20 protein-coding genes, 1 rRNA gene and 1 riboswitch are annotated in these 25,428 nt (G+C 39.2%); of the genes, 1 reads left to right on the top strand and 20 read right to left on the bottom strand.

Going from position 1 to position 25,428, the window contains the following annotated elements:
* Positions 1 to 74: 74 nt before the first annotated feature.
* The 3 genes from ligA to pcrB are packed head-to-tail and all read right to left on the bottom strand — an operon-like array spanning position 75 to position 5,012.
* The gene (gene ligA / locus B9N79_RS20270; RefSeq protein ID WP_040060838.1) at positions 75 to 2,084 is read right to left on the bottom strand and encodes an NAD-dependent DNA ligase LigA; all 2,010 of its coding nucleotides are present in this window, start codon (positions 2,082 to 2,084) and stop codon (positions 75 to 77) included.
* A gap of 15 nt (positions 2,085 to 2,099) precedes the next feature.
* A complete protein-coding gene (gene pcrA, locus B9N79_RS20275; RefSeq protein ID WP_019395167.1) occupies positions 2,100 to 4,304 on the bottom strand; it encodes a DNA helicase PcrA in 2,205 nt (734 codons plus the stop codon).
* Between the two features lie 21 nt (positions 4,305 to 4,325).
* Positions 4,326 to 5,012, bottom strand: a complete 687-nt coding sequence (pcrB, locus tag B9N79_RS20280; RefSeq protein ID WP_040060841.1) for a heptaprenylglyceryl phosphate synthase — start codon at positions 5,010 to 5,012, stop codon at positions 4,326 to 4,328.
* Between the two features lie 439 nt (positions 5,013 to 5,451).
* Between pcrB and B9N79_RS20285 the strand changes: the two genes are divergently transcribed.
* The gene (locus B9N79_RS20285; protein WP_019395165.1) at positions 5,452 to 6,834 is read left to right on the top strand and encodes a glycine--tRNA ligase; all 1,383 of its coding nucleotides are present in this window, start codon (positions 5,452 to 5,454) and stop codon (positions 6,832 to 6,834) included.
* 36 nt (positions 6,835 to 6,870) lie between these two features.
* Here B9N79_RS20285 and B9N79_RS20290 read toward each other — a convergent pair whose 3' ends face one another.
* The 17 genes from B9N79_RS20290 to rrf form a co-directional block, all read right to left on the bottom strand.
* Positions 6,871 to 7,170: a YerC/YecD family TrpR-related protein gene (locus B9N79_RS20290; protein ID WP_019395164.1), complete on the bottom strand. Its 300-nt coding sequence runs from the start codon at positions 7,168 to 7,170 to the stop codon at positions 6,871 to 6,873.
* Between the two features lie 177 nt (positions 7,171 to 7,347).
* Entirely contained in the window at positions 7,348 to 9,090 is a 1,743-nt protein-coding gene (locus B9N79_RS20295) for an adenine deaminase C-terminal domain-containing protein (protein ID WP_040060844.1), read from the bottom strand.
* Positions 9,091 to 9,581: 491 nt separating this feature from the next.
* Positions 9,582 to 10,829: a phosphoribosylamine--glycine ligase gene (gene purD / locus B9N79_RS20300; RefSeq protein ID WP_040060846.1), complete on the bottom strand. Its 1,248-nt coding sequence runs from the start codon at positions 10,827 to 10,829 to the stop codon at positions 9,582 to 9,584.
* A gap of 30 nt (positions 10,830 to 10,859) precedes the next feature.
* On the bottom strand, positions 10,860 to 12,398 hold the full coding sequence (gene purH / locus B9N79_RS20305; protein ID WP_040060848.1) for a bifunctional phosphoribosylaminoimidazolecarboxamide formyltransferase/IMP cyclohydrolase: 1,539 nt from the start codon (positions 12,396 to 12,398) through the stop codon (positions 10,860 to 10,862).
* A gap of 51 nt (positions 12,399 to 12,449) precedes the next feature.
* Entirely contained in the window at positions 12,450 to 13,034 is a 585-nt protein-coding gene (gene purN, locus B9N79_RS20310) for a phosphoribosylglycinamide formyltransferase (RefSeq protein ID WP_085118841.1), read from the bottom strand.
* Positions 13,031 to 14,068: a phosphoribosylformylglycinamidine cyclo-ligase gene (purM, locus tag B9N79_RS20315; protein ID WP_019395159.1), complete on the bottom strand. Its 1,038-nt coding sequence runs from the start codon at positions 14,066 to 14,068 to the stop codon at positions 13,031 to 13,033. The genes purN and purM overlap by 4 nt, the downstream gene beginning before the upstream one ends.
* A gap of 18 nt (positions 14,069 to 14,086) precedes the next feature.
* A complete protein-coding gene (gene purF, locus B9N79_RS20320) occupies positions 14,087 to 15,499 on the bottom strand; it encodes an amidophosphoribosyltransferase (RefSeq protein WP_040060852.1) in 1,413 nt (470 codons plus the stop codon).
* The gene (gene purL, locus B9N79_RS20325) at positions 15,475 to 17,703 is read right to left on the bottom strand and encodes a phosphoribosylformylglycinamidine synthase subunit PurL (RefSeq protein ID WP_040060855.1); all 2,229 of its coding nucleotides are present in this window, start codon (positions 17,701 to 17,703) and stop codon (positions 15,475 to 15,477) included. The genes purF and purL overlap by 25 nt, the downstream gene beginning before the upstream one ends.
* Complete coding sequence (gene purQ / locus B9N79_RS20330) at positions 17,687 to 18,370, bottom strand: phosphoribosylformylglycinamidine synthase subunit PurQ (protein ID WP_019395156.1); 684 nt, start codon at positions 18,368 to 18,370, stop codon at positions 17,687 to 17,689. Before purQ ends, purL begins: the two co-directional genes overlap by 17 nt.
* Positions 18,367 to 18,618 carry a phosphoribosylformylglycinamidine synthase subunit PurS gene (gene purS, locus B9N79_RS20335; RefSeq protein WP_019395155.1) on the bottom strand — a complete coding sequence of 84 codons (252 nt, stop codon included), beginning with the start codon at positions 18,616 to 18,618 and terminating at the stop codon, positions 18,367 to 18,369. Before purS ends, purQ begins: the two co-directional genes overlap by 4 nt.
* Complete coding sequence (gene purC, locus B9N79_RS20340; protein WP_019395154.1) at positions 18,611 to 19,330, bottom strand: phosphoribosylaminoimidazolesuccinocarboxamide synthase; 720 nt, start codon at positions 19,328 to 19,330, stop codon at positions 18,611 to 18,613. Before purC ends, purS begins: the two co-directional genes overlap by 8 nt.
* Positions 19,331 to 19,400: 70 nt before the next feature.
* Positions 19,401 to 20,693, bottom strand: a complete 1,293-nt coding sequence (purB, locus tag B9N79_RS20345; protein WP_040060860.1) for an adenylosuccinate lyase — start codon at positions 20,691 to 20,693, stop codon at positions 19,401 to 19,403.
* Positions 20,694 to 20,707: 14 nt separating this feature from the next.
* The gene (purK, locus tag B9N79_RS20350; RefSeq protein ID WP_372450198.1) at positions 20,708 to 21,877 is read right to left on the bottom strand and encodes a 5-(carboxyamino)imidazole ribonucleotide synthase; all 1,170 of its coding nucleotides are present in this window, start codon (positions 21,875 to 21,877) and stop codon (positions 20,708 to 20,710) included.
* A complete protein-coding gene (gene purE, locus B9N79_RS20355) occupies positions 21,819 to 22,307 on the bottom strand; it encodes a 5-(carboxyamino)imidazole ribonucleotide mutase (RefSeq protein WP_019395151.1) in 489 nt (162 codons plus the stop codon). The genes purK and purE overlap by 59 nt, the downstream gene beginning before the upstream one ends.
* Positions 22,308 to 22,403: 96 nt before the next feature.
* A riboswitch (purine riboswitch) is annotated at positions 22,404 to 22,505 on the bottom strand.
* 84 nt (positions 22,506 to 22,589) lie between these two features.
* On the bottom strand, positions 22,590 to 22,787 hold the full coding sequence (locus tag B9N79_RS20360; RefSeq protein ID WP_040060862.1) for an NETI motif-containing protein: 198 nt from the start codon (positions 22,785 to 22,787) through the stop codon (positions 22,590 to 22,592).
* Between the two features lie 92 nt (positions 22,788 to 22,879).
* The gene (locus B9N79_RS20365) at positions 22,880 to 25,057 is read right to left on the bottom strand and encodes a 5'-nucleotidase C-terminal domain-containing protein (protein WP_046218082.1); all 2,178 of its coding nucleotides are present in this window, start codon (positions 25,055 to 25,057) and stop codon (positions 22,880 to 22,882) included.
* Between the two features lie 151 nt (positions 25,058 to 25,208).
* Positions 25,209 to 25,324, bottom strand: a 5S ribosomal RNA gene (gene rrf / locus B9N79_RS20370).
* Between the last annotated feature and the right edge of the window lie 104 nt (positions 25,325 to 25,428).

The following is a 25,428-nucleotide window of genomic DNA, read 5'->3' on the forward strand; positions in this document are numbered from 1 at the left end:
TCGTATCCTGTACGCTTTTTATCCATGGAAAGAAGAATAAGCATAATGCCTATCCTTCTTTCTTTTTCCTAACTTTACTGCTTTTTGAGCTCTTCAATAAACTGTTGTTCACTCCATACTTCGATGCCTAAATCTTCAGCTTTTGTAAGCTTAGATCCTGCATCTTCTCCAGCTATAAGCAAGTCCGTTTTCTTACTTACGCTCCCTGTTACCTTTGCACCAAGTGCTTCAAGCTTTTCTTTTGCTTCATTGCGTGACAATATTTCAAGCTTTCCTGTAAGCACAACCGTTTTGGCTGCAAAAGTTGAATCACTATCAGCTGCTTGTACAAGTTTTGGTCCTTTGTATTCCATATTCACTCCGTACGAGCGCAGCTCTTCTAAAAGCTCGACTACTTCAGGCTGCTCAAAGTACGTAATAACGGCGTCAGACATTCTCTCTCCTACTTCATCAATGGCCAGTAGCTCCTCTTTTGTTGCTTTTTGTAAGCCTTCCATTGAATGAAAAACGCTTGCTAATGTTTTAGCAGCTTTGGCTCCAACATGACGAATACCAAGTCCAAAAAGGAGGCGCTCAAGTGAATTTCCCTTTGAAGCTTCAATTGCTTGAAGAAGCTTTGTGACCGATCTCTCTCCCATACGCTCAAGCTCTAGAAGCTGTTCTTTTTGCAGCTGATATAAATCTGCTACGTCCTCAATAAGCTTCTCTTTAAAGAGCTGTGTTACGACTTTTTCTCCAAGACCATCAATATTCATTGCATTTCTTGATACAAAGTGGATAAACCCCTCACGAATTTGTGCAGGACATTTCGGATTTAAGCATCTTAACGCAACTTCTCCTTCTAAACGAACAAGCTCACTTTCACATTCAGGACAATGAGTTGGCATTGTAAACTCTTTTTCCTCTCCTGTACGCCGTTCTTCAAGTACGTTTACAACTTCAGGGATAATATCTCCCGCTTTTTTCACCACAACATTGTCTCCAATTCGGATATCTTTCTCACGAATTAAGTCTTCGTTATGTAATGAAGCACGGCTTACCGTTGTCCCTGCTACTTGAACAGGTTCTAACAGCGCAGTTGGTGTAATAACTCCTGTACGCCCCACATTTAGCTCGATATCGAGCAGCTTTGTCACAACTTCCTCAGCCGGAAACTTATAGGCAATAGCCCAGCGTGGACTTTTAGCTGTTGTGCCAAGCTCTTCTTGCTGAAAGAATTCGTCCACTTTTATGACGATTCCATCGATATCATATGGAAGCTCTGTCCGTTGTTCTGTCCAATGTTTAATATAGCTGTAAACTTCTTCTATCGTATCACATTTCTGTCGATTTGGATTCGTCTTAAAGCCCAATTGTTCTAGCTTGTCTAACGCCTCACTATGGGACGTTATACCTGTATTTCCAACGTCCGCTATAGAATAGACGAATATATCGAGGTTTCGTTTCGCTGCTAATTTAGAATCAAGCTGACGAAGAGAGCCTGCAGCTGCATTTCTTGGGTTTGCAAAAGGCTCTTCACCCCGCTCAAGCTTTTCTTCATTAAGTTTCTCAAATGACTTCTTCGGCATATAAGCCTCACCACGTACTTCCATTGAAAGAGGCTCACTTGCTCTTAATGGGATGGAACGAATCGTTTTTAAGTTATTGCTAATATCTTCTCCAATTGTTCCGTCCCCGCGCGTTGCTCCTTGAGCAAATGCTCCGCCTTCATAACGAAGTGAAACAGCAAGTCCATCAATCTTTAATTCACAAACGTATGAAACATTATCTCCAACACCTTGGCGAACACGGCGGTCGAAATCCGCCAAATCTTCTTCGTTAAAAGCATTTCCTAAGCTTAACATTGGTGTTTTGTGCTCAACTTTTTCAAAGGAAGAGAGCGGATCTCCGCCAACGCGAACAGTTGGCGAATCCGGTGTTTTTAACTCTTCATATTCTTCTTCAAGCCCAATGAGTTCATGAAGTAAACGATCATACTCGCTATCTGGAACGCTCGGCTTGTCTAACACATGATATTCATAGCTGTATTGATGTAAAAGATTATGAAGCTCTTTAACGCGTTCTTTCGCTTGTGAAAACTCCATCTCATTCGCTCCTTTTTATGATTCTTTCGTTACAGGCGCAAATTTGGCTAACAATCGCTTAATTCCTATTGGGCTTGGGAAAGCAATATCAAGCTCTTTGTTATCTCCTTCGCCTTTTACGCTTACAACAGTTCCAACTCCCCATTTTTTATGTGAAGCTTTATCTCCGACGTTCCAATCAATATCTCCTCCACCTGTACTCTGAAGCACTGTTCGTTTCACAGATGGACGGCGTGGCCCTGGTCTTGAGAATGGGCTTTTCTCTTTAGATTGCCCAATGCTTTCAATTAATTCACTCGGAATTTCACCAATGAATCGTGAAGCAGGATTCACATTTGTTTTCCCAAACAGCGTACGCATAATTGCATTCAGTAGGTAAAGCTCTTCTTCTGCTCTCGTAATTCCAACATATGCAAGACGACGCTCTTCTTCCATCTCATCATCTTCAAAAAGAGAACGGCTATGTGGGAACACGCCCTCTTCCATTCCAATTAAGAATACAACAGGAAACTCAAGACCTTTTGCTGAGTGAAGCGTCATAAGGACAACTTGATCGTTTGTATCTTCTTCTTCATCATCAAGACGATCGATGTCTGCTACAAGAGCTAAGTCAGTTAAAAAGGCTACAAGACTTTTATCTTCGCTCCCTTTTTCGAATTCTTGTGTAACAGATAAAAACTCGTCAATGTTTTCAAGACGGCTTTGGGACTCAATCGTTTTCTCTGTTTTCAACATATCACGGTAGCCGCTTCGATCTAAGATTTCTTCTACAAGTTCTGTAATGGATAAATAGTCTTGCATATTTGTTAAATGATCGATCATCTCACGGAATTCTAACAAACTTTTTTGCACGCGGGCGCTTACCCCAATTTGCTCTACTTCAGCAATTGCTCTAAACATAGAAATGTCTTGTGAAACAGCATAGTTTGCAATTTTATCAACAGATGTTGCTCCAACGCCACGTTTTGGTACGTTTACAATACGCGTTAAACTAATATCATCATCCGGATTCGCAATTAAACGGAGATAAGCAAGCAAATCTTTAATTTCTTTGCGATCGTAGAACTTAATACCGCCAACGATACTGTAATTAATATTAGACTTTAATAGCACTTCCTCCATCACACGAGATTGAGCATTTGTACGATAAAGAATAGCAAAGTCACTATACTTACGCTTTCCTTCATTAACAAGCTCACGAATCTTACCAGCAACAAACTGGGCTTCTTCATGTTCACTTGATGCTTGATAATGAGAGACTTTCGGGCCTTCATTATTGTCTGTCCATAAATTTTTCGGTTTGCGCCCTGTATTATGCTGAATCACTCTGTTAGCCGCTTCTAAAATGTTTTTTGTTGAGCGATAGTTTTGCTCAAGCAAAATAACGTTAGCACTCGGATAATCTTGCTCAAAGGAAAGAATATTTGTAATGTCCGCTCCGCGCCAGCGATAAATCGACTGATCAGAATCCCCTACAACACAGACATTTTTAAAACGTTCACCAAGTAGTTTAACGAGCATATACTGCGCATGGTTTGTATCTTGGTACTCATCAACGTGGATGTATTGAAACTTTCGCTGATAAAACTCAAGCACTTCAGGCACTTGCTGAAATAGCTGAATTGTTACCATGATTAGATCATCAAAATCAAGTGCTTGGTTTTTACGCAAACGTTTTTGGTATTCTGTATAAACTTCTGCCGCTACTTCCTCTAGAAGAGAACCGCCTTTTGCCGCATATTGTTTTGGTGTTAACAGCTCATTTTTCGCTGAGCTAATTTTGCCAAGCAAGCCACGGGGATCAAACTTTTTCGGATCTAAGTTCTTCTCTTTTAAAATTTGCTTAATCACTGAAAGTTGATCTGTTGAATCTAAAATCGTAAAGTTACGGTTATAGCCAATGCGATCAATATCACGGCGCAAAATACGCACACACATGGAGTGGAAGGTTGAAATCCAGATATCTTCCCCAGATCCTCCTAAAATGTTCATAATACGCTCTTTCATCTCTCGCGCTGCTTTATTTGTGAACGTAATCGCTAAAATGTTCCATGGCGCTACTTCTTTTTCAACCATAAGATACGCAATGCGGTGTGTTAAAACCCGCGTCTTTCCACTTCCCGCTCCTGCCATAATTAAAAGCGCTCCGTCCGTTGTTTGGACTGCTTTTTTTTGCTCCGGGTTTAATCCTGTTAGTAATTTCTCACTTAAGTATTGCACACTTTCACCGCCCTATTGTAATTAACCTTTTACAGCACCTACCGTTTGAAGAGCTGCTTTCAAGTCTTCATAAATTACGTTGCCAACCACAACTGTATCAGCTGCATGTGCCATCTCTACTGCTTGCTCTGAGGAAGCAATGCCGCCACCGTAAAATAGCTTTGTTGTAGACAGTGCGTTTTTTACGTTTTTAACGAGTGAAACGTCACCATAAACTCCGCTATATTCTAAATAAAAAATCGGTAAACGAAACATGCGTTCTGCCATTTGGGCATACGCAATAACATCCTCTTCGTCTAATTCTGTTTTCGCCTCTGTTACGTGAGCCGCTTTACAGTCACTGTTTACTATACAATATCCTTCAACAAAGATTTCATTCCAATCCATAATCTCGCCAAACTCTTTCATTGCTTGATGATGAAGTCCTGTGATGAAATCTGTATTGGAACTGTTCAAAACCGTTGGGATAAAATAAAAATCAAACCCAGGCGTTACAGAATCAATTGAGGAAACTTCCAGTGCGCATGGAACAGTATAGCGGCGAATACGAGCTAAAAGCTGAAGGACATTATCAAGCGTCACGCCATCTGTCCCGCCTACAATAATCGCATCTGTTCCAGATTCGCAAACCTGTTCTAAATGTTCATCTGAAATGTCTTTATTTGGGTCAAGTTTAAACACATGTTTCCACCCATTTATATCATACATATTTCTGTTCCTCCAGTCTATTTTCCATCTAATCATTATAGCAGAAAAAGCCTTCATTTTTGATAGAGAATACAAACTACCGAAAGTGGAAAAATATAAAAAAGGAACATGCCCTTATCTTGTTTTGCCTGTATGAATGTGCTAAGATAAAAACAGTTTTACACTACTATATTTTAAAAAATGTTCAATCATATAAAAGTACGATGAAGGATTTATAGTATCTTATCTTCCTCTTCCACAAGCGAGCTAGGAATGGTGAAAGCCTAGTGAATGAAGTAAGAGAAACGGCAATCTGGAGTACATCTTTCCAAAGAGGATGCTAACATTAGCATCAATCAGGGTGGAACCGCGGGAGTCAAACTCTCGTCCCTGAGCTTATATAAGCTCAGGGACGAGAGTTTTTTTATGGATTGAACCTTAATTATAAGGAGGAACAAACATGGCTGTAACTATGGATCAGCTCGTTTCACACGGTAAACATCGTGGCTTTATCTTTCAAGGATCTGAAATTTACGGAGGTCTTGCAAACACTTGGGATTATGGCCCATTAGGTGTTGAGCTTAAAAACAACGTAAAACGTGCATGGTGGAAAAAATTCGTTCAACAATCTCCGTACAATGTTGGACTTGATGCTGCTATCTTAATGAACCCAAAAACATGGGAAGCATCAGGCCACCTTGGCAACTTCAACGACCCTATGATTGACTGTAAAGATTGTAAATCTCGTCATCGTGCTGATAAGCTTATCGAACAAAAGCTTGAAGAAGAAGGAAACGAAATGGTTGTAGACGGTCTTCCATTCTCTGAAATGGAACGTTTAATTAAAGACCATAACATCGTTTGCCCTGACTGTGGTTCAAGCAACTTTACAGAAATTCGTCAGTTCAACTTAATGTTCAAAACACACCAAGGTGTGACAGAATCATCAACAAATGAAATTCACCTTCGCCCTGAAACAGCACAAGGAATTTTCGTAAACTTTAAAAATGTTCAACGTTCAATGCGTAAAAAGCTTCCATTCGGAATTGCGCAAATCGGAAAAAGCTTCCGTAATGAAATTACACCAGGAAACTTCACATTCCGTACGCGTGAGTTTGAACAAATGGAACTTGAATTCTTCTGCAAACCTGGTGAAGAATTAGAATGGTTTGACTACTGGAAAGAACAGTGTCACACATGGCTAAAAGCTCTAAACTTAACAGATGAAAACATCCGTCTTCGCGATCACTCTGACGATGAGCTTTCACACTATAGTAATGCAACAACGGACTTTGAATATAAATTCCCATTCGGCTGGGGCGAACTATGGGGCGTTGCTTCTCGTACAGACTATGATTTAAAACAACATGCAGAGCACTCTGGTGAAGATTTCCAATATATTGACCAAGAAACAAATGAACGCTACATCCCTTACTGCATTGAGCCATCTCTTGGTGCTGATCGTGTAACACTTGCATTCTTAGTTGATGCATACCAAGAAGAAGAACTTGAAGATGGATCAAGCCGTACAGTGATGCGTTTCCATCCTGCTCTTGCACCATATAAAGCAGCAATTTTCCCACTTTCTAAAAAGCTTTCTAAAGAAGCACAAGAAGTGTTTGCAGATCTAGCTGAAGACTTTATGGTCGACTATGATGAAGCAGGTTCAATTGGTAAACGTTACCGTCGTCATGATGAAATTGGTACACCATTCTGCATCACATATGACTTTGATTCTGTAGAAGACAAACAAGTAACAGTTCGTGACCGTGATACAATGGAGCAACATCGTATGCCAATTAGCGAACTTAAATCATTCTTAGCTGAAAAAGTTAAATTTTAATATAAAAAAGCTGGAGACATTGCATCTCCAGCTTTTTTATTCTTCCTCTTTATCAACTCTGTCTAACACCATTTGATAAGCGTCACTTCCATAATTTAAACAACGCTTCACACGTGAAATCGTTGCTGTACTTGCTCCTGTTTCAGTTTCAATTTTATGATAGGTAAACCCTTTGCGAAGCATTCTAGCTACCTCTAGACGTTGAGCTAATGATTGAATTTCATTAATTGTGCAAAGGTCATCAAAAAATTGATAACATTCTTCAATATTTTGTAGTGAAAGAACAGCTTCACAAAGCTGATCAAGCTCTTTTCCTCTTAATTTATCAATTTGCACTGCAACAGCACTCCTTTAAGCTTAAATATCAATTCTTTACCATATATCGTAAAGCTACTCTTTTGATTATTATACACACAAAACGCTTCAATGTCCTACTGCGTTAAAGTAGAATATTCCCATATACTAAATCTGTACAAAAGAAGCTGATAACTTATAGAACGTTATCAGCTCATATTATCTCATAACTGTCGGAAAAAGAATATTTTTATTCATCACATCATAAAGGCCTCTTGGTGTAAGACGAATGTATGGAAGATGTGTTGATGATAAGAAAAGAAGCGTATAAATAGGATCACAGTGTTCGTAGCCGCGCTCTACTAAAGCTTCTCTCATCTTTTTTTCCTCTTCTTGTAAAGCACTAAGAGGCTTCTCTGACATAAGACCATTCAGCTTAAGCGGAATTTCTGTTACAATCTCTCCATCTTCTGCAAGAACAATTCCACCACCTATTTCTTTCATTCTGTTAAATGCGGCAATCATATCAAGCTTACTTTTACCAAGAAGTACAATATCTCCAGTACTTGAAAATGAGCTTGCAAATCCGGAAACACGAGTTGAGAATCCTTTTATAATTGTATTGATTCGCCATTTTCCTTCATGATCCATAAGCATAAGAAAGCTTTCATCATTTTCTGTTGAAATCTCATCACGTGATACATCAAACGTAATAGAATACGGCTTCATAATAACGGCGTTTTCAAGTTTTAAACCAAGCGGCATCGAAAATTGCAAATCATCCATTGTAAGGTTCCAATTAAGAGAGAGAGGCTGAAATCCATAGTCTGACCATTCAATATCTTTAAAGTTTGATGTTTGCTCTTCATCTCTTAAAATCCATTTTCCTTTAGCAAGAACAGAAACCGGTGTTGGTTCATCTTTTGCTTTTAAGAAATTAATATTCGCTACTCTACCTGTCATAATGTTACCGTGAAGATATTCAATATTATAAAAGCGAGCAACGTTTACAGTCGCCATATTATAAGCATCAATAAGGGGGACACCGCTCTCAATCGCAAGTTTAATTAATTTATCACTTACTCCATCTTCATAAAAGGCAGGTGGTGAACCATCTGTTGTCATCATCATTTTATCAAAACAAGTAATGTCCATTTCCGCTAATTCCCTAACAATGCGTGGCAAATCAGGTCTTATTGAAGAATAGCGAAGCGTCACCGTATAGCCATGAAGAAGACGTTCGTATACGTCCCTCCCTGACATTGATTCATGATCACTATCTGCACCAAGCAGCATAAGCTTTGCAAGTGTTTTTGGAGAAGCTCCAGGAAAATGTCCTTCAACTTGTTTTCGCATTCGTTTAGCTTCTTGAATCCAGTGAAGCATTAAGTCATCTCCATCAAGAAGCTTGGGCCAGCCTGTGAGCTCTCCTGCTTGTAAAACTGCATCATGTTCAAGCCATGCTTTTACATTGCCATGTGAAAAAGCAACTTCTTCATTGATAATTTCTGTTTGTGGATCTAATCGACACCACCAGTACATTGTCGATGGAATCGTTCGCATCTCTCGAAGTAAAGAAAACGCTTTCTTTTTATCAAGCTGTAAAGCAAGTAACATATTGTCATTTACAAGTGTTGTTGTTCCACGTTCTCCCGCATACTTTGCAAAGCTGTGCGGATTATATAACTGAAAAGGGTGAACATGTGGCTCAATATAGCCTGGAACAAGGAAGTAGTCTTCACAGTTCACAACTTCTGTTTCTTTCAAATTGGAAGGTAAGGCTTCACCAACATATACAATGCGGTCACCATAAATCCATATATTAGCCTTCATCCACTTGCGAAATGTTTGATTTAAATAAGTTGCATTTTTTAATAACATAGTCGGTGCTTTTGCTCCATCAATAACAGCAACGTGTTCCCGCAACTGCTTGTTTTTCCATCGATAGCGCTGTTCCAGCATGGAAATCCCTCCAATTCATCGTTACTTTCATCGTATCATACCTTCTGTGCGAGAAACGTAAAGAAATTGTGAATTTTGTACAAAAACGTGAAAGGTAATAGTATATGAAACCTAATATTAGTTTAGTAAATACTTTAATTCGTATTGCATGTGGTCTAATTGTACTCTCATGGACCACATCCTAGCTCTTATCTCTTTATAACAATGATGGGTGCCCTCAAGGTATTACCCGTTTTTGTCCTCTTACATTACTTATGCGGAACTATATAGATGATGACTTAGGTTCAGAAGATAAAAAGAAAGAGCTTACAAGGTTGAATCAATCTTAACGCGAAACATTGAGAATGTGAAGGAAAAAGCTTAAATTTTCTGAAAAAATTTCTAAATAAGGAACATTCATCTTCATTATCCTGCTTTTCCTTCTTTTTCTACTAGGGTGTAAGACTTTTTAACAAAAAAGCGAGAGCTCATAAAGAGTTCTCGCTTTTTTATTATTTTTTAGCACTTAACGCCTTGTGACCAATATCTCGACGGTAGAAAAGTCCGTTAAACGTTTCTTTTTCAAGACTTTCATAGACTGATTTCTGAGCTGCCTCTATATCTTCTCCAAGAGCCATCACAAGACTTACACGTCCGCCATCTGAAAGAAACTTCCCATCCTCTTCTGTCACTCCTGCATGAAAAACAGTGTTGTCTCCAAGATGATGAAAACCAGGAAGTGCATGTCCTTTTTCATATGAACCTGGATATCCTTCAGAAGCAATCACAACACCAACGGCTGCTTTTTCAGACCACTGAAGTTCAACTGGCTCGTCTTTCAATAAAGCAATAATAACTTCTACAATATCTGTCTTTAAGCGTGGTAACACAACTTGTGCTTCAGGATCACCGAATCGAGCATTAAACTCAATAACTTTCACCCCTGAAGCTGTTGTCATAAGGCCACCGTACAATACTCCAGTAAAGGCGCACCCTTCTTCAACCATCGCTTTTGCAGTTGGCTCCATAACTGTCTTTACCGTTTCAGCTACAATTTCAGCTGGAATTTGTGGAACAGGTGAATAGGCGCCCATTCCTCCTGTGTTTGGACCTTTATCACCGTCAAACGCACGTTTGTGGTCTTGAGCAATAACCATCGGATACACTTTTTCCCCATTAACAAAAGCTAATAGTGAAAATTCTTCTCCCTCAAGATATTCTTCAATTACAACGCTTGCGCCTTCTTGTTGGAATAATGAATCCAAGGCTTCATTTGCTTCTTGAAGCGTCATCGCCACAGTAACCCCTTTACCAGCTGCTAATCCGTCTGCTTTTACAACAATTGGTGCTCCTTGCTTCTCTACGTATGCTTTTGCATCCTGAAGTGTTGTAAATGCTTCATACTCAGCTGTTGGAATGCTGTACTTTTTCATTAAATCTTTTGCGAACTGTTTGCTTCCTTCAATTTGAGCCGCTTTCTGATTTGGACCGAAAACAAGGAGGTCCTGTGCTTTGAAGTAATCGACAATTCCTTCTGTAAGAGGTGCTTCAGGCCCTACAATTGTGAGCTCTACATTTTCTCTCTTAGCGAATGCTGCAAGCTCCTCATGATTTCCCTCTTCAATTGAAATAAGCGTTGCTACATCTTTCATGCCAGCATTTCCTGGTGCCACAAATACTTCTTCTACCTTCGAACTTTGTGCAACTTTCCATGCTAAAACATGTTCACGACCGCCACGGCCAATGATTAAAACCTTCACAGCTTTTCCTCCCTGTTGTTTCTCCGTTTTTTAATGTTTGAAATGTCTTACGCCTGTAAAGACCATCGCAATTCCGTACTCATCTGCTTTTTGAATAGACTCTTCATCACGTACAGAGCCACCTGGTTGAATAATTGCCGTAATTCCTGCTTTAGCTGCTGCTTCAACCGTATCTCCCATTGGGAAAAATGCATCTGAACCAAGTGCAGAACCTTTTGCTTTCTCACCAGCTTGGTTAATCGCAATGTTAGCAGAACCAACGCGATTCATTTGACCTGCTCCAACGCCAACTGTCATTTCATCTTTTGCTAGAACGATAGCATTTGATTTAACATGTTTTACAACTTTCCAAGCAAGCTTCAAGTTTTTCCACTCATCTTCTGTTGGCTCGCGTTTAGTAGCTACTTTTACTTCTACATTATCAAGGCTAAGTAAATCTTCATCTTGAAGAAGTAAACCACCTTTTACAGATGTAAGCTTTACGCCTTTTGCATCATTTGCATTGAAATCAACTGTTAGTAAACGAAGATTCTTCTTCTGTTTTAAGACTTCTAATGCGTCCTCATCGAATGAAGGAGCAATAATGATTTCAAGGAAAATTTCTTTCATTTTACGTGCTGTGTGCACGTCAACAGGGCGGTTTGCTGCAATGATACCGCCAAAGATTGATGTTGAATCAGCTTCATAAGCACGATCATATGCTACTTCAATGTTTTCGCCAACGCCAACACCACATGGGTTCATATGTTTAACAGCTACAACAGCCGGTTCTGTGAATTCTTGAACAATTTCAAAAGCAGCGTTAGCATCATTGATATTGTTATAAGAAAGTTCTTTTCCATGAAGCTGTGTTGCTGTTGCAATTGAAGCATTTGATGCTAGTGGTTTTTTATAGAAAGCTGCTTTTTGATGAGGGTTTTCTCCGTATCGTAACCCTTGTACTTTCTCAAATGTTACCGTTAATTTCTCCGGTGCTTCTTCACCTGTACGCTTTGTTAAGTATTCAGCAATCAAAGCATCATATGAAGCTGTATGACGGAACACTTTTGCTGCAAGATATTCGTTTGTTTCAAGAGATACGTTGCCGTTTTCTTTTAGCTCTTCTACAACTTTGCTATAGTCAGTAGGATCAACAAGAACAGAAATAGATTCATAGTTTTTTGCTGCTGAACGAAGCATTGTTGGTCCACCGATATCAATATTTTCAATTGCATCTTGAAGAGTTACATTATCTTTTGCGATTGTTTCTTGGAAAGGATATAAGTTAACAACCACAAGATCAATTGGAGTAATGTTATGCTCTTTTAATTGAGCAATGTGATTTTCATCATTGCGACGAGCAAGCAAACCACCATGAACGTAAGGATTTAACGTTTTTACACGTCCATCTAAAATTTCTGGAAACCCTGTTACATCCGATACGCTCATAACGTTAACGCCATTTTCTTCTAACGTACGTTTTGTACCACCTGTTGAGATAATTTCAAAATCAAGCCCTACTAAATTTTGCGCTAGTTCTACAACGTTATTTTTATCTGACACACTAATAAGTGCACGTTTCTTTGCCATTGTTTCTCCCCCTGATGAAGTTTCTATAATGAATTATACGCTAATTTTCTATTAATTCAAAATTGACAGATGACGATGAATAACCTTTTGCAAGATTTTCGGGTATATAGCATGCTCAACTTCATGAATCCGTTTTGTAACAGCTTCAATGCTTTCTCCCTCACGAATTGAAACGCTTTGTTGAGCAATAATCGGCCCAGTATCAACACCTTCATCAACATAGTGAACAGTAATTCCTGTAACTTTCACCCCTGCTGCTACAGCTTGTTCAACCGCATCTTTTCCAGGGAATGAAGGAAGAAGTGAAGGATGAATGTTCACGATACCACCAGGAAAAGCTTCTAAAAGCGTCTCTCCTACAATTCGCATATAACCTGCAAGGACTACAAGCTGTACGCGATGCTCACGAAGCTTTATAAGAAGATCTTCTTCATATGCGGATTTTGATTCGTAGTCTTTTGCTGAAAATGAAAAAACGGGAATTCCTACTTTTTCTGCCCGAGCAATTACTTGTGCTCCAGGGCGATCACAGACAACAAGAGAAATGTTTGCATCCAAGCGCTGATGTTTTACAGCTTCATAAATCGCTTGAAAATTGCTGCCATTTCCAGAAGCAAACACAGCAATATTAATCATGAAAGAGCGCCTCCACCGAACTCAATGCCTTCTTTGTTTGTAACACGTCCGATGATGTATGCTTTCTCGTTCTCGCCTTCAACCGCTTCAATTGTCTTATGAAGGTCCTCTTCAGCAACAACTAATACAAATCCAATTCCCATATTAAATACTTCGAACATTTCACGACGATCTAAGTTACCTTTTTCCTTTAAAAACTCAAAAATAGTCGGAATTGGCCATGAACCATAGTCGATTTCAGCTCCACATCCTGCTGGAAGCATACGTGGAATATTCTCAACAAATCCCCCGCCAGTTACATGGGCCATACCAAGAATGTTCACATTCTCTGCTGCTTTTTTCACTGCTTTTACATAAAGCTTTGTTGGTGTTAGAAGTTCCATACCAAGAGACTTATCAAATTCCTCATATGTTGTTTGAAGATCAAGACCAGCTTCATCTACAATATGACGAACAAGTGAATAACCATTGCTATGAATTCCGCTTGATGAAATTCCAATTAAAACATTGCCAGCTTTGATGTTTTCACCTGTAATAAGCTTTGATTTTTCAACAGCTCCAACAGCAAATCCTGCGAGATCATACTCTTCTGGATCATACATACCAGGCATTTCAGCTGTTTCTCCTCCGATAAGGGCACACTCTGATTGCTCACAGCCGTCTGCAATTCCTTTTACAATAGCTTCGATTTTTTCTGGCTCGTTTTTTCCACACGCAATATAATCTAAGAAATAAAGAGGTTCTGCTCCTTGTGTAACAATGTCATTTACACACATTGCAACAGCATCTTGACCAATTGTTTCATGATAATTCATTGTAAACGCAAGCTTTAGCTTTGTTCCGACTCCGTCTGTTCCAGATACTAAAACAGGTTCTTTTAAATTGAGCTGAGATAAATCAAACATCGCTCCAAATGATCCGATGCCACCCATTACTTCTCGACGCTCAGTACGTTTTACATGTTTTTTCATCCGTTCAACTGCTTCGTACCCAGCATGGATATCAACCCCTGCTTCTTTATATGTGTTCGACATATAAATCCTCCTCTTTCTTTAGCACGTCACCTTTTCGTGAGGATGTGCTGTATCTGGATAAATTTCTGTTGGATATTTACCTGTGAAACATGCCATACACTGCCCACCGTTTTCAAAAGGTCTACCAATTGCATTTACAAGACCTTCTTCACTTATAAAGTAAAGTGAGTCAGCACCGATAATTTCACGCATTTCTTCTATTGAATGTTTAGATGCCATAAGCTCTTCTGTTGTTGACGTATCAATTCCATAGAAACATGGATTTTTAATTGGTGGCGCACTAATACGAACATGAACTTCTGTCGCGCCTGCTTCCCGAAGCATGTTTACAATACGACGACTTGTTGTTCCACGAACAATTGAGTCATCAACCATGACAACACGTTTACCTTCTACAATTTTTCGAACAGCAGAAAGTTTCATTTTAACCCCTTGCTCACGCAGTTCTTGAGAAGGCTGGATAAATGTTCTACCAACGTAGCGGTTCTTAATTAAACCAAGCTCATATGGAATTTGTGACTGTTCCGCATATCCGATAGCTGCTGAAATACTTGAATCAGGTACACCTGTTACAACGTCTGCTTCAATAGGAGCTTCTGATGCAAGCTGTTTTCCCATGCTTTTACGTGCAGAGTGAACATTAATACCATCAATGTTGCTGTCAGGACGAGAGAAATAGATATATTCCATACTGCACATAGCACGATTTGCGTTATAAGCAAAGCGCTCTGACGTTATGCCATCATTGTTGATTACAAGAAGTTCACCAGGCTGTACATCTCGCTCATGTTTTGCCCCAACAATATCTAGAGCACATGTTTCACTTGCAATCACATACGCATCACCTAGAAGACCAATAGAAAGCGGGCGAAGACCGTGTGGATCAAGAGCAACCATTAGAGAATCTTCTGTTAAAAGAAGAAAAGCATACGCTCCTTTTACCATTGAAAGAGCATTTTTCAGCTGATCTTTTAATGTTGAAAAACCGCTTCTTTTAATAAGATGTGCTAATACTTCTGTATCTGATGTTGTTTGAAAGATACTTCCTTGGTTTTCAAGCTGATGTTTTAGCGCTGTTGCATTTACTAAGTTTCCGTTATGAGCAAGTGCCATGCTGCCTGTTTGAGAACGGAAGTGAAGAGGCTGAACGTTCTCGTAGCCTCCACCTCCTGCTGTTGCATAGCGAACATGCCCAATTGCAGCTGTTCCTTTTAAATCCTTAAGTTGACCGTTTTGAAATACTTCAGCAACAAGACCTGTGTCTTTATGAATGTTCACTGTTTCTTGGTCGCTTACTGCAATTCCCGCTCCTTCTTGACCGCGATGCTGTAAGCTGTGTAGCCCGTAATACGTTAACTCTGCTGCTTTTTCATGACCCCAAACCCCAAACACGCCGCATTCTTCGTTTAAGCCTTTGATTTCAGCAAGCATGAGATAGCCCCTTTCCAAGCTTCTTGTAATTGTGCTGTTGTTTCATCAATAATTGCGTTTCCTTGCTCATCCTTCACAACAAAACGTTGGTTATCTGTCACAGTACCAATTTGCTTCGCATTCACAATATTTTCGAATGCTTCTTGGTTTTCAGGGCTTACTGTTACAACAAAGCGAGATTGTGTTTCACTAAATAGTTCAGCTACCACGCCTTCACCAACTGTAATTTCAGCACCAAGCTTCTCACTGTTCATTAATTTTTCTGCTACAGCTACTGCTAATCCACCTTCAGCAATGTCATGAGCAGACTCTACAACACCGCTTTGAATTGCTTTTAAAAGCTGTGCTTGACGTTCTTTCTCTGTCGCTAAATCTAAAGCAGGTGCTGCTCCAAAGATTTTTCCTTCAAGAAGTTTTTGAAGCTCACTTCCACCAAATTCTACATCAGCTTCTCCAAGCACATAGATAAAGTCTCCTGCTTTTTTCGCACTTTGTGTTGTAATATGTTCAAGTTCATGAATCAAACCAACCATACCAACAACTGGTGTTGGATAAACTGCTTCACCATTTGTCTCGTTATATAATGAAACGTTCCCGCCGATAACAGGAGTTGATAGTGTACGACATGCTTCACTCATTCCGTCTGCTGCTTTTTCGATTTGCCAGAAGATTTCAGGCTTCTCTGGGTTACCGAAGTTTAAGCAATCTGTAATTGCAAGTGGCTCTCCACCTGAGCAAACGATATTACGTGCAGCCTCTGCTACAGCAATTTGTCCGCCGACTTCAGGATTTAAATAAAGGTAGCGAGAGTTACAGTCCGTTGTCATTGCAAGGGCTTTGTTTGTTTCGCGAATACGTATAACTGCAGCATCTGACCCAGGTGCAACAACTGTGTTTGTACGTACCATGTAATCATATTGACGATAAACCCATTCTTTGCTTGCCACTGTCGGCTGCTTTAAAAGGGAAAGAAGTGTTGCTTTGTAATCAGTTACACGTGGAACGTAATTTTCCATTTCTTCAAACTCTTTAATATATTCTGGTTTTTTAGAAGGCTTATGATATACTGGTGCATCTTCTGCAAGTGCATCAACAGGTACATCTGCCACGATTTCCCCTTTATGAAGAAGACGAAGCTTTTGGTCTTCTGTTACTTTACCAATTGCAACACCTTCAAGACCATACTTTGTAAAAAGATCAATAATCTCTTGCTCTTGGCCTTTTTTCACAACAACAAGCATGCGTTCTTGAGATTCAGAAAGCATCATTTCATATGCTGTCATTCCTGTTTCACGTTGTGGTACAAGGTCAAGATTCATTTCAAGTCCCATACCTGCTTTACTTGCCATTTCTGCTGAAGAACTTGTAAGACCTGCAGCACCCATATCTTGAATTCCAACAAGTGCTTCACATTGAACAAGCTCAATACAAGCTTCAAGCAATAATTTTTCCATAAATGGATCGCCAACTTGAACTGCTGGACGTTTCTCATCTGATGAGTCAGAAAGTTCTTCAGAAGCAAATGTTGCTCCGTGAATACCGTCACGACCTGTTTTCGCTCCAACGTACATTACTGTGTTTCCAACACCAGATGCAACGCCTTTTTGAATATCTTTATGATCAATTAATCCAACGCACATTGCATTTACAAGTGGGTTTCCTTCATAGCAAGGATCAAACGCAATTTCTCCTCCAACAGTTGGGATACCGATACAGTTACCATATCCAGCAATCCCTGCAACTACTTCTTCAAACAAGTAGCGTACGCGCGGACTTAACAGCTCACCAAAGCGTAAAGAGTTTAAGATTGCGACAGGACGAGCTCCCATTGAGAAAACGTCACGAATAATTCCACCTACTCCTGTTGCAGCTCCTTGATAAGGCTCAATTGCTGATGGGTGGTTATGACTTTCGATTTTAAATACAACCGCTTGATCATCGCCAATATCGACAATTCCAGCTCCTTCTCCAGGACCTTGTAAGACTCTCTCACCTGTTACTGGGAATTTCTTTAGAATTGGTTTAGAATTTTTATAGCTACAATGCTCTGACCACATAACAGCGAAAAGACCTGTTTCCGTGTAGTTTGGCAAACGACCTAATAATTCTTCAACTTTTTGAAACTCCTCATCTGTTAAACCCATTTCTTGATAAATCTTTTGCGCTTTAATTTCTTCGGTACTTGGCTCAAGAAGTAATGACATGATTTTCCCTCCATTGGCGAACAATTGATTGAAAAAGTTGTAATCCATCAGCGCTACCTAAAAGCTCTGATACAGCACGTTCTGGGTGTGGCATCATTCCAAGGACATTTCCTTCCTTGTTTGTGATTCCAGCAATATCTGATACACTTCCGTTTGGATTATCTTTATAACGGAAAGCAATTTGATTATTCTCTTCAAGCTCTTCTAAAAGCTCTTCACTGCAATAGTAGTTTCCTTCACCATGTGCAACTGGAATAGTGATTTCTTGTTTTTCTTTATATGCATTTGTAAACATTGTTTTATTGTTTTCTACAACAAGCGTTAATGGCTCACAAATGAATTTCAAGTTTTCATTACGCTGCATTGCACCTGGAAGCAAGCCAGATTCTAAAAGAATTTGAAATCCATTACAAACACCAAGCACTGGTTTTCCCGCTTTTGCTGCTTTTTGAACTTCTTCCATTACATTTGCAAATCTTGAAATCGCTCCACATCGTAAGTAGTCACCATATGAGAATCCACCAGGAAGTAAGATTCCATCAAAGCGACTTAAATCTTTTTCAGTATGACGAACATATTCCACTTCTTCGCCAAGCTCATCTTTAATTGCATGATACATATCAACATCACAGTTTGACCCTGGGAATACAATTACTGCAAATTTCATACTTTTGCCACCTCTTCAATTTCGAAACGGTAGTCTTCGATAACTGTGTTAGCTAAAAGTTTTTCACACATCTCTTTCACACGTGTTTCAACGTTTTCTGTTTCTTCTACCGTAAGTTCGATAAATTTCCCGATACGTACTTCGCTTGCTTCTTTGTAACCTAAATGATGAAGAGATTGCTCAACTGCTGTTCCTTGTGGATCTAAAACACTTTCACGTAATGTAACAAATACCTTTGCTTTATACATGTGATTTTCCCCCGATTCGTTTTAAAATTTCTTCATATGCATCTGTAAGACCGCCAAGATCACGGCGAAATACGTCTTTATCAAGCTTTTCATTTGTATGAATATCCCAGAAACGACATGTGTCTGGTGACACTTCATCAGCTAAAATAATTGTGCCATCTTCTGTTTTTCCAAATTCCAACTTAAAATCAACAAGCTTAATGTCACGCTCAAGGAAGTATGGTAAAAGAATTTCATTTACTCGACGTGCTAAGAACTTAATGTAAGCAAGTTCATCCCAGCTTGCTGCTTTTAGGAATAGCGCATGCTCATCTGTAATAAGTGGATCTCCAAGTGCATCATCTTTATAGTAAAGTTCAACAATTGGCTGCTCTGTTTTTGTGCCTTCTTCAACGCCAAGGCGTTTTGCAAGACTTCCTGCGATAACATTACGAACAACAACTTCTAAAGGAATAATACTTACTTTCTTTACAAGTTGCTCATAGTTTGAAAGTCTTTCAACAAAGTGTGTTGGTACATTCTCTTTATGAAGCACTTCAAATAGTAAGCTACTAATCTCGTTATTCAATACTTTTTTACCAGCAATAGATGACTTCTTTTCACCGTTAAATGCTGTTGCATCGTCTTTATATTCAAGCCATAAAATATTTTCTTGATCTGTAGCATATATTTTCTTTGCTTTTCCTTCGTACAACAATTCTTGTTTTTCCATCTGTTCCTCACCTCATCTGAAGTATCAGCACTATTTTAGAAAGAAGGCGCAATGCCTTCTTTCTATTAAATTAAAGTCCTAGACGATTAAAGATCATATCTACATTTTTCAAATGGTGCTTGTAGTCAAAGCATTCTTCAATCTGCTCTGCTGTTAAGCGACTTGTAATGCGCTCATCACTCTCAATTAGTGAGCGGAACGGAACTTGCTCTTCCCATGCTTGCATTGCTTTTGGTTGAACAAGGTCATATGCCTCCTCACGAACCATGCCTGTATCAATAAGTGTAAGAAGGACACGCTGAGAGAAAATAAGACCAAATGTTTTCTCCATGTTACGCTGCATGTTTTCTGGGAAGACTGTTAGATTTTTTACGATATTGCCAAATCTGTTTAACATGTAGTTTAAAGCAATTGTTGCATCTGGTAAGATAACGCGTTCTGCTGAAGAGTGAGAAATATCACGCTCATGCCATAAAGCAACGTTTTCGTAAGCTGTTACCATATAACCACGAATTAAACGAGCTAAGCCTGTCATATTTTCAGAACCGATTGGGTTACGTTTATGAGGCATTGCAGATGAACCTTTTTGACCTTTTGCGAAAAACTCTTCAACTTCACGAGTTTCTGTTTTTTGTAAGCCACGTACTTCTACTGCAAATTTTTCAATAGACGCTGCTACAAGAGCAAGTGCTGACATATAGTGAGCATGACGATCACGCTGAAGCGTTTGGGTAGAAATTGGCGCCGCTTTTAAACCAAGCTTCTCACACACAAATTTCTCAACAAATGGATCAATATTTGCGAACGTTCCAACTGCACCAGACATTTTACCAACTGCAATGTTCTCTGCTGCATGTTTGAAACGCTCAACGTTGCGCTTCATTTCTTCGTGCCAAAGAGCCATCTTTAATCCGAATGTTGTTGGCTCAGCGTGAACACCGTGTGTACGACCCATCATTACTGTGTATTTATGTTCTTGTGCTTTCTCTTTTAAAATGTCAACAAAACGCTCAAGGTCTCCAATTAAGATGTCGTTTGCTTGTTTTAAAAGGTAAGAAAGAGCTGTGTCCACAACGTCTGTAGATGTTAAGCCGTAGTGTACCCATTTACGTTCTTCACCAAGCGTTTCTGATACCGCACGTGTGAAAGCAACAACATCGTGACGTGTTTCTTCTTCAATCTCTTTAATACGATTGATATCAAAAGAAGCATTCTCACGCAGTTTTTTTACATCTTCCTTTGGAATAACGCCAAGCTCTGACCATGCTTCACAAGCTAAAATTTCAACTTCTAGCCATGCTTTAAAGCGATTTTCCTCTGTCCAAATTGCTCCCATTTCTTCACGTGTATAACGTTCAATCATTTTAGTTCCTCCGTTTAACTCCAAATTTTTAAGGCGTTGATTTTTTCTAGCGCCATCTCTATGTTATCAGCAATGACCGTCATATGTCCCATTTTTCGTCCATCTTTTACTTCCTTTTTTCCGTACAAATGAAGGTGGCAGTCTGAAAATTGTTCGACTTTATCAAGTGCCTTGTTCATTTCGTCTCCTAAAAGGTTTGCCATTACTGCTGGCTTTAGCAGCGAAGAATCCCCTAATGGCCAATTACAGATAGCTCGGATATGCTGACCAAATTGTGAAACAGCACAGGCATTCATAGAATAATGGCCAGAGTTATGCGGACGAGGAGCGAGTTCATTCACAAATAGCTCTCCGTCTCTTGTTATAAACATCTCTACAGCTAGTGTGCCCACAAGTTTTAAATGATTCGCGATTTTCAAAGCAATCTTGGTTGCTTTCTCTTTTGTTTCTTCACTCACACGTGCTGGTACGATTGTTTGATATAAAATGTGATGTTTATGAATATTTTCACCAATTGGCAAGCATGTTACATCACCATTTTCGTTTCGGTGAACAATGACAGACACTTCCTTTTGAAGGTCGATCCAGCTTTCCAGTACGCAAGTTCCCGCATTTAGAAGCTTTATGGCTTCATCAATATCTTCTTTGCGTTCAATTAGATGTTGCCCTTTCCCGTCATAGCCACCTTGACACGTTTTTAAGACGCATGGATATCCAATACTTTCAACTGCCTCTTCCATTTCCTCAGCTTTTTCAATAATGCGATAAGGAGCAATTGGAAGTCCTGCTTTTGTAATTTCTTCTTTTTCGAACTGACGATTTTGTGTAATTTTGAGTAAGTGGCTTCCTTGTGGTACATAAGAATGTTCCTCAAGCCACTTAACCATCTCTACATTCACATTTTCAAACTCATACGTAATGACATCTGAACATTGAGCAAGCTTTTGAATTCCTTCAAAGTCATCATAACCTGTTACAATCTTGATATCAGCTATTTGCCCACATGGAGAGTCCTCAGCAGGTTCTAAAACCGCTATATTGTACCCCATTTCTTTTGCTGACATGGCCATCATTCGTCCAAGTTGGCCACCACCGATGATTCCAATTGTTTGTCCTGGTAAAATTCTATTCAAGTTCATCACTACTTTGCATCGCTTTTTGTTTTGTAGACTCACGGCGCTCATATAAACGAGCTTCTAGCTGATCATCTCGAGTCGCTAATATTTGGGCTGCTAACAATCCTGCATTTGTAGCCCCCGCTTTTCCAATTGCAACGGTTGCCACAGGTACACCACCTGGCATTTGTACGATAGAAAGAAGTGAGTCCAATCCTTGCAAATGACTAGAGCGAACTGGAACTCCGATAACTGGCAGTAACGTTTTAGCTGCTACCATACCTGGCAAATGTGCTGCACCTCCAGCGCCTGCAATAATTACTTCAATTCCTCGTCCTTTTGCTTCTTCTGCATATTGAAACATTAAATCAGGAGTACGATGTGCTGATACAACTTTTTTTTCATATGCTACATGCAGTTCATCTAAAATATCACAAGCATGCTTCATCGTTTCCCAATCAGAAGTACTTCCCATAATTACAGCTACTTTTGCATTCATGTATAAGCTCTCCTTTTGAAAATAAAAATGCCTAGAGTAGTTGGAGACAAGAGAAAGTCACCACCTACTCTAGGCATTCTTAGAATACATAACCTAGTGTAAGATACTTTCTCTCATAGTCCGACAATTTACGGTCGTCGGGTAGAAACTTGTGGGCCATATCCCCACTATTATACGAGAGTTCGCTTCTTAGAATTTCTATAATCATAGTAACAGCTTACCAAACCTTATGTCAATCAAAAATCGAATGTTTTATATTGTTTTTTATCTATTGTTCGTGTTTTACAGCTTCTTTCCTTCGAAAGTGATTTTTCGTTCTGTTGGAATGCACTCTTTTTTTCCGTTTACTACTTTCTCAGTGAACACTGGTTTCTCAAAGCGCCGTATAGGAGTATATCCTTCCTTTTTCATACGATCAAGACAATCAGAAATTGTCTCGCCTTGTTGTACTTCAAATGTTTTCTTATTCTTACTAGCCAATATAAATCCTCCTTAGAAATTTTCATGGTTCTTATTATAAACGGAATTGAGCAAAGAAAAAACGAGAGAAATAAAATTTCTCTCGTTTTTTCTCACTTATCTAATAAAAAGAGCGATACAACTTTAGCCATTTGTTCACGTGTTGCTCCATTATATGGTTTAAATTTATCACCATACCCTTCTATATACCCAAGTTCTTCAGCTGTCACCACAGCTTTCTTCATTTCACTATCTAAGGTTTTAAGATCCGTAAATTTCGTAGATGTTCCTCCTTCATAAGGGGCTCCATGTTTCACTTCGTAGGCTCTCATCATCATTGTAACCATTTGAGAACGTGAAATAGGTTCCCATGGCTCAAATGTCGTATCACTTGTTCCTTTGATTAATCCCGCTTTATAAGCTGCTGTAATTTCATCTTTTGTTTCTTTATCCATCTTACCTAAGTCTTTAAATGGAGAAGTGCCTTCCGCTTTTAAATCAAGAGCACGTACAAGCATTGAGGCAAACTGAGCACGATTTAATGGACTAAAAGGAGCAAAGACTTCAGGACTTTTCCCCTTAACAACACCTTCATTTGCTAAATATGAAACATAAGGATTTGACCAACTGTTTAAAGGAACATCTTTAAAAATAGAAGATACTTCTTGAATACGTCCTTCTGCTTTGAAATGAACAGGACTTTCTAATGAGCGTACATAATCAGATGTCGCATCAATATCAACAGGACCTGTTTCAGGTTGATCTAGTGCATTATCTATAATTGCTTGATCTGCTCCAAACATATAGTTATTCACAACAACAGTATACTTCTCACTAGGATTGATTTTCTTACCGTTTAGTAAGAAGATATCTACTACCTTCCCTCGCTTAGCATTATGATCATACGTATACGTATAACGAAGACCTGAAATAGAATAATCAAGTCCATAGCTTGTGATTTGACCATCTAATATTTCTCGCAGTCCTGCACCTGTTACAGTAAACTTGTTTAGGACATTCCCAAACGGTTGAATAGTGTACAATTCACCAAACGTGATATCTCCTTTATCGATTCCAGCCCGGACTCCTCCGCCATTCATAAGAGCAATATCAGCATCCATTGTCTCTTTCATACCATCTGCAATCATATTTCCAACAGGATGATCTCCAACTGGCCCAAATCCAGGATAGCGTTGCGAGGGATAATCTACAGCACTCTTGCTAATAATCTCTTCTTTTACAGGTTTCACTTTTTCATTGTACTTTTCCAAGATGGATTTTACTTTTTCATCAGGTTTTATGCCCTCTTGAGTTACCCACTCTGTTGTAGCACTCTTTTTTACAATATCACCTGTAGATGGATCAATCTCAATATCAACATCACCAAAAGCTTGTCCATATTCAAAAGATTGAACAATGAGTTTATTGTCTACAACGCCATTTGTAAATTGATGATTATGACCAGCGAAAATAATATCTACCTCGTCGTCAATCTTCTTAGCAAATTCAGCTGTTTGTCCTGAAACAGCTCCATTATCCTCTTGAACTGAAGGATTATGAGCAAGCACAACAATTGATTTTACTCCTTGTTCTTTTAATTCTTTCGCATACTTATTAATTGCTTCTACTTCATCTGTAATTTGAAGATTTTCGTTTCCTTTTTTAATCACCATACCTGGAGTCTCAGTTGTAACAACACCAATGAATCCTATTTTTGCTCCGTCCACTTCTTTTACAGCATATGGGGGAAGAATAAGTTTACCCTCGCTTTTATCGTATGCATTAGCTGCTACAACAGGAAAGTTCATTCCATCGTAACCTTTTGTTCCTTTCCCCTCAGGATGGTCTCCCCCTTTAACCATGCGGCGAAGTTCCTCGATTCCTTCATCAAATTCATGATTTCCAACCGTACCAACATCAAAGCCCATCTCTTCCATAATCTCTACAACTGGTTCGTCTTGAAAGGCGCCTGAAACAAGTGGGCTTCCTCCAATAATATCACCTGCATGTACATAGAACGTGTTTTTATTATCAGCTTCATGTTCCTTCATGTGAGCTGCTAAGTATTCTGCTCCCCCTACAACTTCCTCTTTTTTTCCGTCCCCGTTTACATCAGCCTTTGACGAATAGTCAATTTGCCCATGAAGATCATTAATACTTAAAAGCTGAATTTTAATATTTTCTGTTTCAGCTCTCACATATGTTGAACTGAATGGGATAAGGTATGTACTTACTGCTAGAGCAGATAAAAGAGAATAGCTCCCTAATTTCCTAAATTTCTTGAATTTCATTTCTTTCCCCCCTGATATTATATGATTTTTCAAACTATTATCATTATATCAAGGTGAAAGAAGCTCGTTTGTAAACTTTCTGTAAAATCATTCCTCAAATACAATATAAATAAAAAAGCTGATCTATTATAGATCAGCTTTTTTGTATGGTGCCTGGCAACGTCCTACTCTCACAGGGACAAAGTCCCAACTACCATCGGCGTTCAAGAGCTTAACTTCTGTGTTCGGCATGGGAACAGGTGTGACCTCTTGGCTATGGTTACCAGACTATATAGAGTTGTTCACTCAAAACTAAATAACAAGGCAAGGAAAAACATATCCGATTATGATCAATTCTTAGGTTAAGTCCTCGATCGATTAGTATTAGTCAG

Source organism: Priestia filamentosa (genome assembly GCF_900177535.1).
Taxonomy (GTDB): domain Bacteria; phylum Bacillota; class Bacilli; order Bacillales; family Bacillaceae_H; genus Bacillus_I; species Bacillus_I filamentosa.

Coding starts and splice junctions, on each gene's coding strand:
- purK (WP_372450198.1), bottom strand. CDS start 21,877: ATGAGCGCCGTGAGTCTACAAAACAAAAAGCGATGCAAAGTAGTGATG.
- purN (WP_085118841.1), bottom strand. CDS start 13,034: ATGATTAATATTGCTGTGTTTGCTTCTGGAAATGGCAGCAATTTTCAA.
- pcrB (WP_040060841.1), bottom strand. CDS start 5,012: ATGTATGATATAAATGGGTGGAAACATGTGTTTAAACTTGACCCAAAT.
- B9N79_RS20285 (WP_019395165.1), top strand. CDS start 5,452: ATGGCTGTAACTATGGATCAGCTCGTTTCACACGGTAAACATCGTGGC.
- ligA (WP_040060838.1), bottom strand. CDS start 2,084: ATGGAGTTTTCACAAGCGAAAGAACGCGTTAAAGAGCTTCATAATCTT.
- purH (WP_040060848.1), bottom strand. CDS start 12,398: ATGGCAAAGAAACGTGCACTTATTAGTGTGTCAGATAAAAATAACGTT.
- purQ (WP_019395156.1), bottom strand. CDS start 18,370: ATGAAATTTGCAGTAATTGTATTCCCAGGGTCAAACTGTGATGTTGAT.
- purS (WP_019395155.1), bottom strand. CDS start 18,618: ATGTATAAAGCAAAGGTATTTGTTACATTACGTGAAAGTGTTTTAGAT.
- B9N79_RS20295 (WP_040060844.1), bottom strand. CDS start 9,090: ATGCTGGAACAGCGCTATCGATGGAAAAACAAGCAGTTGCGGGAACAC.
- purB (WP_040060860.1), bottom strand. CDS start 20,693: ATGATTGAACGTTATACACGTGAAGAAATGGGAGCAATTTGGACAGAG.
- purE (WP_019395151.1), bottom strand. CDS start 22,307: ATGAATGCAAAAGTAGCTGTAATTATGGGAAGTACTTCTGATTGGGAA.
- B9N79_RS20365 (WP_046218082.1), bottom strand. CDS start 25,057: ATGAAATTCAAGAAATTTAGGAAATTAGGGAGCTATTCTCTTTTATCT.
- purF (WP_040060852.1), bottom strand. CDS start 15,499: ATGCTTGCTGAAATCAAAGGCTTAAACGAAGAATGCGGCGTGTTTGGG.
- purC (WP_019395154.1), bottom strand. CDS start 19,330: ATGGAAAAACAAGAATTGTTGTACGAAGGAAAAGCAAAGAAAATATAT.
- purM (WP_019395159.1), bottom strand. CDS start 14,068: ATGTCGAACACATATAAAGAAGCAGGGGTTGATATCCATGCTGGGTAC.
- purL (WP_040060855.1), bottom strand. CDS start 17,703: ATGTCATTACTTCTTGAGCCAAGTACCGAAGAAATTAAAGCGCAAAAG.